Annotated in this window: 11 protein-coding genes and 1 pseudogene; 7 read left to right on the top strand and 5 right to left on the bottom strand. The window is 59.8% G+C overall.

Annotation, left to right across the window (positions count from 1 at the left end; translation table 11 throughout):
* From HJB83_RS28935 to HJB83_RS28920, 4 genes and pseudogenes are all read right to left on the bottom strand, one after another.
* A pseudogene (locus HJB83_RS28935) lies at nt 1–433 on the bottom strand (electron transfer flavoprotein subunit alpha/FixB family protein); the annotation flags it as partial.
* 23 nt (nt 434–456) lie between these two features.
* Entirely contained in the window at nt 457–1,206 is a 750-nt protein-coding gene (locus HJB83_RS28930; protein WP_207584607.1) for an electron transfer flavoprotein subunit beta/FixA family protein, read from the bottom strand.
* A gap of 36 nt (nt 1,207–1,242) precedes the next feature.
* Nucleotides 1,243–1,845, bottom strand: a complete 603-nt coding sequence (locus HJB83_RS28925) for a dimethylsulfoniopropionate lyase (RefSeq protein ID WP_221133077.1) — start codon at nt 1,843–1,845, stop codon at nt 1,243–1,245.
* Between the two features lie 45 nt (nt 1,846–1,890).
* Nucleotides 1,891–3,927: an NADH:flavin oxidoreductase gene (locus HJB83_RS28920; RefSeq protein ID WP_207584605.1), complete on the bottom strand. Its 2,037-nt coding sequence runs from the start codon at nt 3,925–3,927 to the stop codon at nt 1,891–1,893.
* 146 nt (nt 3,928–4,073) lie between these two features.
* Here HJB83_RS28920 and HJB83_RS28915 point away from each other — a divergent pair, with 146 nt between their 5' ends.
* The 7 genes from HJB83_RS28915 (at nt 4,074) to HJB83_RS28885 (ending at nt 11,014) form a co-directional block, all read left to right on the top strand.
* On the top strand, nt 4,074–4,703 hold the full coding sequence (locus HJB83_RS28915; RefSeq protein ID WP_207584604.1) for a TetR/AcrR family transcriptional regulator: 630 nt from the start codon (nt 4,074–4,076) through the stop codon (nt 4,701–4,703).
* A 12-nt stretch (nt 4,704–4,715) separates the two neighbouring features.
* Nucleotides 4,716–5,510 (top strand): pyrroline-5-carboxylate reductase, encoded by a 795-nt coding sequence (locus HJB83_RS28910; RefSeq protein WP_221117226.1) that lies wholly within the window; start codon nt 4,716–4,718, stop codon nt 5,508–5,510.
* Nucleotides 5,511–5,577: 67 nt separating this feature from the next.
* Complete coding sequence (locus HJB83_RS28905) at nt 5,578–6,579, top strand: ABC transporter substrate-binding protein (protein WP_207584602.1); 1,002 nt, start codon at nt 5,578–5,580, stop codon at nt 6,577–6,579.
* Between the two features lie 95 nt (nt 6,580–6,674).
* Nucleotides 6,675–7,562, top strand: a complete 888-nt coding sequence (locus HJB83_RS28900) for a proline/glycine betaine ABC transporter permease (protein ID WP_207584601.1) — start codon at nt 6,675–6,677, stop codon at nt 7,560–7,562.
* Nucleotides 7,555–8,634: a glycine betaine/L-proline ABC transporter ATP-binding protein gene (locus HJB83_RS28895; protein WP_221117225.1), complete on the top strand. Its 1,080-nt coding sequence runs from the start codon at nt 7,555–7,557 to the stop codon at nt 8,632–8,634. The genes HJB83_RS28900 and HJB83_RS28895 overlap by 8 nt, the downstream gene beginning before the upstream one ends.
* Before the next feature lie 285 nt (nt 8,635–8,919).
* Entirely contained in the window at nt 8,920–9,069 is a 150-nt protein-coding gene (locus HJB83_RS28890) for a hypothetical protein (protein WP_246762881.1), read from the top strand.
* 946 nt (nt 9,070–10,015) lie between these two features.
* Nucleotides 10,016–11,014 carry a helix-turn-helix domain-containing protein gene (locus HJB83_RS28885; RefSeq protein ID WP_207584599.1) on the top strand — a complete coding sequence of 333 codons (999 nt, stop codon included), beginning with the start codon at nt 10,016–10,018 and terminating at the stop codon, nt 11,012–11,014.
* Between the two features lie 105 nt (nt 11,015–11,119).
* On the opposite strand, the gene HJB83_RS28880 is transcribed toward HJB83_RS28885, so the two are convergent.
* A complete protein-coding gene (locus HJB83_RS28880) occupies nt 11,120–13,051 on the bottom strand; it encodes a diguanylate cyclase (RefSeq protein ID WP_207584598.1) in 1,932 nt (643 codons plus the stop codon).
* Nucleotide 13,052 lies beyond the last annotated feature (1 nt).

The raw sequence follows: 13,052 nt of genomic DNA, 5'->3' as shown, positions 1-13,052 counted from the left end.
TCACCTTCTTCGCATCACTTGCCTGCACCGTCTGAATGGCATTGCCGGCATAGATCGGCCGCTTGAAGGTGTCGGATGAGATCACCTCGATGATCTCCGAGACCTGGGCGACATCAAGCAGGGCAGCGACGCGCGGCAACACGTTCTTGCCGGTCGAGGTGGCAGCCGAGATGATCGTGTCGTAGGCACCCGCCAGTGAAACGATCAGGTCGGAAAGCGGTTCGGCCAGATTGTTGGCAAGTTCGTCGCTTTCGGCCAGCAGCACCTTGGCGACGCCGGAGAGTTTTGCCGCGGCATCGGCGGCTGCCTTGGCGCCCTTGCCGGCGACCAGAACATGGACGTCGCCGCCGATCTGGCTTGCCGCCGTCAGCGCCTTGGCGGTCTGGTCGGAAAGGCTTTGATTGTCGTGGTCGGCCAGAAGAAGAATAGTCATGATGGTGTTCTCTCTTTCATGGCTTAAAGCACGCCGGCTTCGTTTTTGAGCTTGTCGACCAGTTCGGCGACCGACTTGACCTTGACACCGGCCTTGCGGCCCGACGGTTCCTCGGTCTTCAGAACCTTCAGCCGCGGCGTGGTGTCGACACCGAAATCGGCCGGGCTCTTCTTGTCGAGCGGCTTCTTCTTCGCCTTCATGATGTTCGGCAGCGAGGCATAACGCGGTTCGTTCAGCCTGAGGTCCGAGGTGATGACCGCCGGCAGCGTGATCTCGATCGTCTGCAGGCCGCCATCGACTTCGCGGGTGACCTCAGCCTTGCCGTCAGCGATTTCGATCTTCGAGGCGAAGGTGGCCTGGGCGGACCCCAGCAGTGCTGCCAGCATCTGGCCGGTCTGGTTCGAATCGTCGTCGATCGCCTGCTTGCCGACGATGACAAGACCCGGCTGCTCGGCATCAACGATGCCCTTGAGGATCTTGGCGACGGCGAGCGGCTCGACGGCATCGTCGGTCTCGACCAGGATCGCCCGGTCGGCGCCCATGGCAAGGGCGGTCCTCAGCGTCTCTTCGGCCTTGGCCGGACCGATCGAAACGACGATCACTTCCTCGCACCTGCCGGCTTCCTTCAGCCGCAGCGCCTCTTCCACCGAGATTTCGTCGAACGGGTTCATCGACATCTTCACATTGGCAAGCTCGACACCCGTGCCGTCCGGCTTCACCCGGATCTTCACGTTGTAGTCGACGACCCGTTTTACGGGTACGAGAATCTTCATTTGCAAAACCCCTTTTATTTCCTAGACTGCCGGCCGTCAGTGCGGCCGTTCGGCAAGCAGCGCCCAGAAGGCGAAGAGCGGTGTGCCCACCGACCTCATGGCATGTTTGATTCCAGGGATATTGTAGAACGATCCGCCGATACCAGGCGAAAACCAGTCCCCTTCCCCTTGCTGAAACTCTCCCTCGGAAAGCACCAGATAGACTTCCTCGGGCGCATGGTCATGGTCCGGATAGCGCACCTGAGGCGCCATTAACGTCACACCGAGCCACAGGTCGTTCCGCTCCTCCAATCCTCCCGGGCCGATGATCATGGCATTGGCATGCCCATCGACGAAATTGTCGTCGGCCGTGTGGTCATACTTGGTGCGCCGACGCCATTCAAGCATCGGCTCGATGCCTTTGAAGGCCTCGATTAATCCCGTCAGCGAAGGATAGGACGTATCGATCGCGAGCGCCAGATCGAGGTGATGACACACCGGCAACCGGCTTCCCTCTCCCGCACGTGCGGCTCCCCGCCGTTCCAACGCCGCAAAAAACTGACCGATCGAGCGGCGTGCTTCCGGCGCCCTTGCGAATTGGTCGAAAGCGGCAGACGCCGCATCCACGAAAAGCTGCAGGCTTTCTCCGCGTAAACTCATGTCATCCCCCCGAAATGAGCGGCCGGCGAGCGGCCCCTCTTGCGATCATATATCCTTGGCGATGCGCAGGCCGTCATAGATGGCGGCATGCGTGTTGCGCGCAGCGACAGCATCGCCGATCCGAAACAGCTGGAACTTGCCCTCGGGATTGCGAATGACGGATTGAGGTTCCCCGGAAAGAAGCTGGTCGTGCGACATCTCGCCGAGATTGCTCGAGCTGGGTTTCAGCTCGAAATAGAGCTCGTCGAGCGGGATGGTCCCATGGTTGACGACGATCTGGTCGAAGCTGTGCTGCCGGGCAATCCCGCCATAATCGCTGCCGACATGAGCGACGAGCTGATTGCCGCTTTTCTCGACAGCTTCCAAGCGATAGGTGACGGTGAAGGTCACGTCGTGCTTCTGAAGCGAGCGCATATAGGGCACCAGGTTCATGGCCATAACTTCGGGCGCGAAGGACCGGTCCGGCGTCATGATCTCGACCTTGGCGCCGGCCTTGGCCAGAAACTCCGCCGCCTGAAGGCCGGCATGGTCGCCGGCATCGTCGAAGATCAGCACGTTGGTTCCAGGCTTCACGTCGCCGGAGATGATGTCCCATGACGAGACCACCAGCTCGTTGCCGCTCGAGAGAACCTCGGTATGCGGCAAACCGCCCGTCGCGATGATGACGACATCGGGATTCTCGGCTTCGATCGAGTGAGCTTCCGCCCAGGTGTTGAAATGGAAGGTGACGTCGTATTTCTCGCACTGGCTCATGCGCCAGTCGATGATGCTTATCATTTCCTTTCGGCGCTCGCTCTGGGCGGTGAGCCGGATCTGGCCGCCGGGATTGTTCGCCGCTTCGAAAACGACCACCTGGTGGCCGCGTTCTCCGGCAACGCGCGCTGCTTCCAGACCGGCCGGGCCGGCGCCGACGATGACGACCTTTTTCCTGGCGTCGGCCTTCGCCACCATATGCGGCATGGTCAGTTCGCGGCCGGTGGCGGCATTGTGGATGCAGTAGGCGGCCCCGCCTTGATAAATGCGGTCGAGACAGTAATTGGCGCCGACGCAGGGACGAATGTCCTCTTCCCGCTTCTCGATGATCTTGCGGACGATGTGCGGGTCGGTCATGTGGGCGCGGGTCATGCCGATCATATCGACCTTGCCGGAGGCGATCGCATGGCGCGCGGTGGCGACATCAGGGATCTTCGCGGCGTGGAAAGTCGGGAAGTCTGTCGCGGCGCGGATTTCGCCGGCGAAATCGAGATGCGGCGAATTCGCCATGCCCTGGATCGGGATCACGTCGGTCAGGCCAGCGTCGGTATCGATGTGACCGCGGATTACGTTCAGGTAGTCGATAAGGCCGCTGTCCCTGAGGCGCCTGGAGATTTCGATGCCTTCGGCCTTGCCGGTGCCGCCCGGAAGACATTCGTCGGCCGTGTAGCGCACGCCCAGGATGAACTCGTCCCCGACCCTCTGCCGGATCGCCTTGAACACATCGAAACAGAAACGCAGCCGGTTGTCGAGCGAGCCGCCATAGGGACCATCGAGCTCGTTGGTGAGCGGCGACGTGAACTGGTCGATCAAGTGGCCGTAGGCCTCGAGTTCGACGCCGTCCATACCGCCCGCCTTCATGCGTTCGGCTGCGTCGGCGAAATCCTTGATGATGCGCTCGATATCCCAATCTTCCAACTTCTTCGGAAAGGCACGATGGGATGCCTCGCGATGATGCGATGGGGCGACAACCGGCAGCCAGTCGCCCTTGTCCCAGCGTGTGCGCCGGCCGAGATGGGTGAGCTGGATCATGATCGCCGCCCCCTCTTCGTGCACGGCGTCGGTCATTTCCCTGATCCACGGAACGATTTCGTCCTTGTAAGCCAGCAGATTGTTGAAAACCGGCGGACTATCCCTGGACACCGCAGCCGAGCCCGCCGTCATCGTCAATGCCACTCCGCCCTTTGCCCGCTCCACCGTGTAGGCACGATACTTCTCCTTCGGCATACCGTCTTCGGGATAGGCCGGCTCGTGGGAGGTGACGATAATACGGTTACGCAACTTCAAGTGCTTGAGCTGATAGGGCTGAAGGAGAGGATCGTTCGACATGGGCCGCGGTTCCGATTAAAAATACCAGAGGAAACGCTAGGCGTAATGTACATATGTGTCAATATTGAAAACATTATGGTCGTTATTTTTGACACTTCTGTACATTTTTCTTGTGCGCGACCTCGGAATTTGATAGGAGATAACCTATGGATCAGGCTTTGAACGACACCGGTTGGCGCGGATCACAGGAAGGATGGCTGGAAGCAGCTTACCACTCACTGCTGGAGTCCGGCGTGGATTCGGTGAAAATTCTGCCGCTGGCGAAAAAGCTAAATCTCTCGCGCACGAGCTTCTACTGGTTCTTCAAGGATCGGGAGGAGCTGTTGAGTGCACTCGTGGCGCTATGGCGCGACAAAAACACCGGCAACATCGTCAAGCGATCTGAGGCTTATGCGGAATCGCTCGCCGAAGCGATGCTCAATGTCTTCGATTGCTGGCTCGACAACGATCTGTTCGACGCGAAGTTCGAATTTGCCGTGCGCAGTTGGGCGCTGCAGTCCGACGAGCTTCTCGCAGAGGTCCAGAAGGCCGATCAGATTCGGCTGGAGGCGCTCAAGCGCATGTTCATGCGGTTCGGGTTACCAGAAACGACATCGGATGTCAGAGCGCGTACAACTTACCTCGTCCAGATCGGATACATCTCCATGCAATCAAGGGAGGAACTCGCCGTCCGCATGAAACGGATTCCCGAATATATCGCGATCTACACGGGCGAAGTGCCGCAGCAGAGGGAGCTCGATCGCTTCTTCTCCCGGCATGGCCACAAGCCCGATTAGAGGAAAGCCGAGATGAGCGTTTCCTTGAGGATCGGTATTATTGGCGGCAGCGGCTGGCTTGGCGGAGCCATCGCCGCCTCGATCCTCGACGCGGGTTTGCTAGAGCCTCGAAAGCTCTCTCTCTCCTATCGCGGTAAACAGCCGGATCGTTTCTTGAATTCTTTCTGGACGGCCGACAATCAGGCGCTGGCCGACCGCTCGGACGTGATCTTCCTCTCAGTCCGTCCTGATGACTGGCATCCCCTTGATGTCGATGCCGGCGGCAAGCTCGTCATTTCGGTGATGGCGGGGATTGGTCTCGCCGCCCTTTCGCAACACCACAAGACCGGCCGTGTCGTCCGCGCCCTGCCGAATGCGGCTGCCGAAGTGGCTAAGTCCTATACGCCGTGGATCGGCACAAGCGAGGTCACGGAAAATGACCGGGCCGTCGTCCGCGCCATTTTCGAGGCCTGCGGATCGCAGGACGAGGTCGCAAGGGAAAGCGACATCGATTACCTCACCGGCCTTTCCGGCTCCGGACCGGCGTTGCCGGCGCTGCTTGCGGCTGCCATGATGGATGACGCCGTCGCCCGCGGCCTGCCGGCGGAGATTGCGCGCCGCGCCGTCAATACGGTGATGACAGGCGCCGGTCGCCTTTTGGAGCGCCGCGACGAAAGTCCCGAAGACGTCGTTCAGACCTTTCTCGATTATCGCGGTACGACGGCGGCGGCCATCGAAAGCATGCGCGCTGCGGGATTCGACGCGTCGATCGCCAAGGGTTTGTCGGCGGCATTTGAGAAATCGGTGAGTATGGGAAAGGTTTCCTGACGACCGTTGGGGCGGGCACTGCGGCACCCCGCTCGGCAAGACCAGCCGCTAAACAGAGGGAACGACAATGAAAAAACTACTCGCAACGACATGTCTGACATTCGGCCTGATTGGCGGAGCGTCTTTCGCCAGCGCCGCCGAATGCGGCAGCGTGACCATCGCCAGCATGAACTGGCAGAGCGCCGAAGTTCTCTCAAACCTGGACAAGTTCATCCTGAACGAAGGCTATGGCTGCAGCGCTGACATCACCGTTGGCGACACCGTCCCGACGATCACCTCCATGGCCGAAAAAGGCCAGCCGGATATCGCGCCCGAAGCCTGGATCGATCTTCTCCCCGACGTCGTCAAGAAGGGCACGGAAGAAGGCCGCATCGTTCAGGTCGGTTCTCCACTGCCGGATGGCGGCGTGCAGGGCTGGTGGATTCCGAAATATCTCGCCGACGCTCATCCCGATATCAAGACCATCGGCGACGTGCTGAAGCATCCGGAACTCTTCCCCGATCCCGAAGACGCGAAGAAGGGCGCCATCTTCAACGGCCCGCAGGGCTGGGGTGGCACTGTCGTCACCTCGCAGCTCTACAAGGCCTTCGAAGCCGAGAAGGCGGGCTTCACCCTCGTCGATACCGGCTCGGCCGCCGGTCTCGATGGTTCAATCGCCAAGGCTTACGAGCGCAAGGAAGGCTGGGCCGGTTACTACTGGGCGCCGACCGCGCTGCTCGGTAAGTATCAGATGGTCAAGCTCGAAGCCGGGGTGCCGCAGGATGCCGCCGAATGGAAGCGTTGCATCACCGTCGCCGATTGCGCCGACCCGAAGCCCAATGCCTGGCCGGTCGATCATGTCGTCACCCTGGTTGCCAAGCCCTTTTCGGAAAAGGTCGGGCCTGAGGTCATGGGCTATCTGGCGAAGCGCTCCTGGAGCAATGACACGGTCAACAAGCTGATGTCGTGGATGACCGACAACCAGGCAACTGGTGAAGACGGCGCCAAGCACTTCCTGAAGGAAAACAAGGACCTTTGGACCAAGTGGGTCTCGCCTGAGGCGGCCACGAAGATCGAAGCTGCGCTTTAACATTGACTATCGCGGTGCGCGAAAAGCGCACCGCCTCTCACAGCCGATAAAATCAAAAAGACTGCAGCGGCTCTTTGAAGAAAAAGGGGATCCGAATGGAATGGTTTTATAAATTCCCACATATGGATGACGACGCGCTTCGCAATTTGAAGAAGGCGATCGATGACGGCTTTCGCGGATTTACCCGCGCCTACGGCGACGGCATCGAAACCCTCTTCATTCCGCTGCAGCATTTCCTCATCGCCGCCGAACGGTTCATGACGCAGACGCCGTGGCCGATCATCACCGCGATCATCCTAGCCATCGCATGGCTTGGGAGCCGCAGCCTGAAGGTCGTCTTCGGCTGTCTGGTGACGCTGCTGCTGATCGGCTATTTCGACATGTGGGACGATACGATGCGGACGGTCTCGATGATCTTCGTCTGCACGGTTCTTTCCATCGCCATCGGCATTCCGATGGGAATATTCATGGCACGTTCCGACCGGCTGCAGCGCGTGATCAATCCGATCCTCGACGTCATGCAGACCATGCCCAGTTTCGTCTATCTCATCCCTGTCGTCATGCTGCTCGGCATCGGCAAGGTGCCGGGACTGATCGCCGTCGTCATCTACGCCATTCCGCCGATGATAAGGCTAACGGACCTCGGCATCCGGCTGGTCGACAAGGATGTGCTGGAGGCAGCCGATGCCTTCGGGACCTCGAGCGCGCAGAAGCTGTTCAAGGTGCAGCTGCCGCTCGCGCTTCCCACCATCATGGCCGGCATCAACCAGACGATCATGATGGCGCTGGCCATGGTGGTCATCGCATCGATGATCGGCGTCCAGGGCCTCGGCCAGCCGGTGCTGAAGGCGATTGCAAACCAGTATTTCACCCTGGGTATTTTCAACGGCCTTGCCATCGTCGGCATCGCCATCATCTTCGACCGAGTCAGCCAGGCGTATGGCAAGAGGCTCCAGAAGCATCGGGAGATCGTCCATGGCTGATCAGCGTTTCGGCGGCATCAAGATCCGCCATCTCTACAAGATCTTCGGTCCCAACCCCTCCGCGCATGTCGATGCCGTCCAGAAGGGAATGTCAAAGACCGAACTCAACGAAAAGCACGGTCACGTGCTGGGCCTGAGGGATATCAATGTCGAGATTCCCTCCGGCCGCATCCAGGTAGTCATGGGCCTTTCGGGGTCGGGGAAATCGACGCTCATCCGCCACATCAATCGTCTGATCGATCCAACCGCCGGCGAAGTGCTGGTCGACGGCGTCGATGTCGTGAAGATGAACGAGACCGAATTGCGGGCGTTTCGTCGGCACCAGACGGCGATGGTGTTTCAGAAGTTCGCGCTTCTGCCGCACCGGAATGTTCTCGACAACACCATCTTCGGCCTCGAAGTGCAGGGCGTGGAGCGCGCGAAAGCGACCGACATCGCCATGCGCTGGCTGGAGCGGGTCGGCCTGAAGGGCTTCGAGCAAAGATATCCCAACCAGCTTTCCGGCGGCATGCAGCAGCGCGTCGGCCTGGCGCGCGCCCTTTCCAACGACGCGCCGGTCCTTCTGATGGATGAAGCCTATTCGGCGCTCGATCCTTTGATCCGCACGGACATGCAGACGGTGCTTCTCAACATTCAAAAAGAGATCAAAAAAACTATCGTCTTCATCACCCACGATCTCGATGAAGCACTTCGCCTGGGCGACCAGATTGCCATCCTGCGCGACGGCGAAGTCATCCAGCAGGGCACCAGCCAGGACATCGTTCTGCGTCCGGCGGACGAATACATCGCCAACTTCGTCAAGGAGGTCAATCGAGGCCGGGTCATCCATGTCGAAGCCGTCATGACGCCGCTGCACTCCGGTGCGGCGCCGGTTGGACTGGCGATTGCGGCAGGCACGACCGTCGAAGAGGCCGTCCGAATGCTGGCATCGGCGCCAGAGGGCGATGCCAGGGTCGTTTCGCCCTCCGGGGAAACATTGGGGCTTGTCACTTTCCGGCAGCTCGCGGGCGCGATGGTGAATTCGCAGGAGGTTGCCCCCCGACGCGATAGTGCCCTGTCGGTCGCCCTCTGACGCTCCAGATGCGGCCGTCTTTCCGTTTGCTGGCGACACCGATTCAGGCACGTCGCCAGCTCATGTCGGCGCGCATGGGGATTCCGATAGCTCATACCGCTCGCATCGGTCTCCGTCCGGCTTGCCGAGCTATCACGACAGCGACGGCTCGCATGCCATGAGCGAGGCCGAGATCTGGGAAATCATCGACGGATTCGTGCAGGCTGCCCGACAGCGTGCTGGAATGGCGTCAGCCTACTCGATAACAACACCAGTGAGCATTTCTTCGAGGAAGGCGACAGCCTGGTGCTGGCCACCACCGATGCGTCCGCGAACTGGCTGGGCGAGGAATTGCGCTCGCAGAGTATCGATGTCATAGAGATCGGAGATTGCGCCGCCCCGCGCCAGGCGCCCTATGCCTTCTATGAGGATAGGCGAGCTGCCTTGGAGCTGTGACGCCCGCTCCCGCTACGCCCTAATCGACCTCTTCCTGTGTCCGCAAGCCGCGCACGAACAACCTCTCGCCAGCGCTTGCGTATACATTTTGCGCAAGGCCAGTCCAGACTGCGTCGCGAAAAGCCGCTTAGCCGACTTTATCGGGCGCCGGCAATTGCTCCATCGCCACGGAGTAATAAGATGATTTTCGACCAAACCATGATGGTTCACGGTCCCAGAGCCAAGCCCCTCCACCCATCACCCCCCAAAAAAGGATGGAAGGGATCATACATACGCACCCCATCCCGTGCGTATGCCTGCATGCCTGTCTGCTTGCCGAAGGCTATAAGCGGTCCACTATAGAACCTTCGGCAGGCGACTGCGCAGATCCCGGATTGGGGCGTTTTCCATAGCTTCAGATGATGATGCGCATCAAGGCCAGACCGTAGCGTTTGTGCCTTTCGTGGCCTCACGGATACACCCTATAAAATTGCCCCTCTGCGTAATCGTTTCATCACCGGCTTATCATTATAGCAGGTGGTGCGAAGGCTTGCCTATTGTTCAAAGGTCTGCCAGTTCCTGGCTTCAGGCTGCGGAGAGCTGACCGGATTGGATCTGTCGACAAATGCATTTAACCGCTTGGTTTCCTTGACGCATGCCACGCTCGAACTCGACCTGTGTCGACTTGCACATGGTGCTGATCTCTCTGCCGATACCACGCGGATATCCACATGCTCCGCCGAGGCGTGCTGCGTTCCAGGCCCCGTTCGGCTAAGATATAGCCAAGCATCGCCCATTACTCCCGCCCGCAGGCGCTGACAAAGCGGAGGACACCGATCGATGGCGACCGGCGGGGCCAATAGAGGTACGCACATCAATCCGTCGACACGGATCGCGTGTCGCGTCGAAATCTGCGAGCGGTTGAGAAGGACAAGTCAACGCAGCCACGTTGAACAATGGGGGCAGCATGTCGGAAAATAGCGCGCCGCAATTCTCATTTCGATTTCGCGGCTCGTCCTTCGACAACATGGTCGAAACCCTCGGAGGCGCTTTTGGCGCATTCGATGCAGAGCCTGTCGGCCGGGCTCAGGAGTTCCACTGGGGATTGGATTTTGCCGCGACTGACGATGCGGTACTGCTCACCGGTTATCATGAGGCCGAGTTTCAGTTCAATATCGAGCCGACCGTCGATACGGCGGAGTATCTGTCGATCGTTGTGCCACGCAGCGGCGGTATGGGGGTCACCTATGGCCCCCGCGTCGCCGAGGCCGGGCAAGGAAAACTGCTTCTTTACAATAATTTCGAACCCAACAGCGTCATCATGCACGGGCAAGCGAACGTCATCGACGAGCTGCTGGTCAACTGGCCCGTCATCCTGCAGACGATCGGCCAGACCTTCGAGATGCCCTTCAGCGGCTCTCTCGACCTGCTGCCAGAACTCGATCTATCCAAGCCGGCCGGCCGGATGATCGGCAGCCTCACGGAAACGATCATCCAGGGCATGCGCGACGATGGCCCCTTGCTGCAGTCGCCGATTGCCATGGCGCACCTGACGCAGGCGCTGGCCGATCTGGTCGTACGCCTGGTGCCTCACCGGCTGTCGCATTTCCTGGAGAACGGGCCTGCCCTGATCGCACCCCGGCATGTCCGCAAGGCGATCGAATTCATGCACGCCAATATCGATCAGCCGATCACCATGCCGAAGGTGGCCGAAGCGGCGGGCGTATCCAGTCGGGCGCTGGAAACCGGTTTTCGTGCCTTCAGGGATACCTCTCCCGCAGCATACCTGCTGACGCTCCGTCTGCGCGCAGCGCGCCAGGATTTGCTCGATCCAGAGAGCAAGGACACCATGAAGGCCGTCTGCCTCAAATGGGGTTTCTTTCATTTCGGCCGGTTTTCCGCGGTTTATAAAACGACATACGGGGAATATCCGTCCGACACCAGGAAGCGCGCGATGCGGCGATAATGGCCGTGCATTGCCGAAGTGAATAAACCATCCGGGGCGCTGGCGCGATGGTTCGACAGAAAAAACAGGATGAGCAGATTTGGCCGCGTCCGTTGATAGAGCGGCCTAGCCAGCTTCCTTTATCTCGTGCCGTTCGCCGCTGGGCGAATGGGCCATAATGCGATTGCGGCCTTGCGTTTTGGCGTCGTAGAGGGCGGCGTCGGCCTCGGTCAGGAGACGGTTCGGGTTGGCCCGCAGGACCGCTCCCGTCGCGCAGGATACGCCGATGCTGGCCGTCACCCTTCCGAATTCGCTGCCGGAATGAACGATACTCTCTTGGGCCAGGCGACGAGCGAACTGCTCGGCAACGATCATTGCTCCTTTGGCGCTGGTGTCGGGGAGGAACACCACGAATTCCTCTCCACCGTAGCGGGCAACGATATCCGCCGGTCGGCTGACCGACTGGCGCAAACACATGCTGACGACACGCAGGCATTGGTCGCCGGCGGGGTGGCCATAGGTGTCATTATAGGCTTTGAACCGGTCGATATCGACCATCAGAAGGCTGAACGGCGTGTTCTTCCGGGCGCTGCCTGCCGTCTCACGTGCGAAAGCTTCGTCGAAGGCCCGGCGGTTGACCATGCCGGTCAGCCCATCGGTCTCGGCAAGATTTTTCAGCTGTTCCGCCGATAGCCTGAGTGCGATTTCTGCCTGCTTCGTCGCCGTGATGTCCGAGACCACAGCCATTGCCGCACCGTCTTCCGCAAGCCTTGTCCGGATGCTGCGCCAGTCGCCGTTATGAAGCTGAACTTCTTCGTCCTTGTTGCTGTGCAGTGAAGCAGTAGCAGCCTTGATCCACTCCTCCACATCCCCTTCCGGAACACCGGGCCGCTCACCGGTTTCGGCGACGCGGCGCAGGATGTCGCTGATATGGGCGCCGACCACGCGGGCCTCTCCGGAGAGCGGGAACGCATTGCGATACTGATCATTGCAAAAGAGGATAAACCCTCTGCTGTCGTACATGGCGATGCCATCGGACATGCCGGCCATCGCATGCGAGAGCAGGTTCTTGCTTTCGCGCAATTCCCGCTCCAGGGCGGTGCGCTCCGTAACATCTCGCGTTACGCCTGCGAGGCCGATCACACGCCCCTGCTTGTCCCTCAGCGGAACCTTGGAGGCGAGCAGAAATCTGCCTTCGATACGCTCGGTGGAATCGATCAGCGGCACCCCGGTGTCAATGACCTGCTGCTCGAGATGATATAATTCCTCGGCGAGTGGTCGCGACATCAGATTGAAATCCGACAATCCGATCATCTCCGCCGTCGTCCTGAAACGGAAGAGGCGGGTCATGTTTTCATTGACGGTGATGAACCGGCTGTTTCGGTCCTTCACATAGAGATAGTCGGGTGACTGCGAAAATGCGGTCACCAATATGCTTCGTTCCAACTCCCATTGCTGCGTCTTCAGGAGAACGAAACCGCCCAGAACGGTCGCCAGGCAATTCAATACGGCCAGGGGAAAACCGACGCCGGCCAGCACATGGGCATTCACCAAGGTGGGAAGCATAGCCATCGACAGGACCAATGCAAAGCCGAGTGCCAGGCTCAGCAGCGCAACATCCATCGGTCCCGGAGATCTCTTGCGGGTCCAGACATGACCGGCCAAACCGATACCGGTGGCGATGGCCATTGTGATGATCCCGTCGACCATCGCCGTACCGCCGACGGCAAAACGAAAGGCAATCGCCAGCGCTGCGGCAAAAGCCGCCGCGATCGGCCCCCCGAACATGCCGGCCAATACAAGTGGCGAAAAGCGCAGGTCGACATAGATGCCGGGATGGAATTCAACGGCCAGCAATATGGATCCGATGGAGGCGCCGCCGGCTATGATTCCGAAGGCGATTTTTTCCTGCCTGAAGGCACGGCGCTGAAACTGGATGGAAAAAAGCGCCCACAGCGAGATCGCCAGGCACACGAATGAAAGGTTGCCACCGAATTGCGTCCAATTGCCATTCACCGCGCTGGATCCACCTTCCAAGCTATGTAACGAAGCTGTCATA

The organism is Rhizobium sp. NZLR11 (assembly GCF_019685115.1).
Lineage (GTDB): Bacteria > Pseudomonadota > Alphaproteobacteria > Rhizobiales > Rhizobiaceae > Rhizobium.
This window is presented reverse-complemented; position numbering and strand designations above follow the sequence as displayed.

Bases quoted from the DNA above. Each gene is read 5' to 3' on its own strand.
- HJB83_RS28905 (WP_207584602.1), top strand. From the start codon at position 5,578: ATGAAAAAACTACTCGCAACGACATGTCTGACATTCGGCCTGATTGGC.
- HJB83_RS28925 (WP_221133077.1), bottom strand. From the start codon at position 1,845: ATGAGTTTACGCGGAGAAAGCCTGCAGCTTTTCGTGGATGCGGCGTCT.
- HJB83_RS28885 (WP_207584599.1), top strand. From the start codon at position 10,016: ATGTCGGAAAATAGCGCGCCGCAATTCTCATTTCGATTTCGCGGCTCG.
- HJB83_RS28895 (WP_221117225.1), top strand. From the start codon at position 7,555: ATGGCTGATCAGCGTTTCGGCGGCATCAAGATCCGCCATCTCTACAAG.
- HJB83_RS28920 (WP_207584605.1), bottom strand. From the start codon at position 3,927: ATGTCGAACGATCCTCTCCTTCAGCCCTATCAGCTCAAGCACTTGAAG.
- HJB83_RS28910 (WP_221117226.1), top strand. From the start codon at position 4,716: ATGAGCGTTTCCTTGAGGATCGGTATTATTGGCGGCAGCGGCTGGCTT.
- HJB83_RS28915 (WP_207584604.1), top strand. From the start codon at position 4,074: ATGGATCAGGCTTTGAACGACACCGGTTGGCGCGGATCACAGGAAGGA.
- HJB83_RS28880 (WP_207584598.1), bottom strand. From the start codon at position 13,051: ATGACAGCTTCGTTACATAGCTTGGAAGGTGGATCCAGCGCGGTGAAT.
- HJB83_RS28900 (WP_207584601.1), top strand. From the start codon at position 6,675: ATGGAATGGTTTTATAAATTCCCACATATGGATGACGACGCGCTTCGC.
- HJB83_RS28930 (WP_207584607.1), bottom strand. From the start codon at position 1,206: ATGAAGATTCTCGTACCCGTAAAACGGGTCGTCGACTACAACGTGAAG.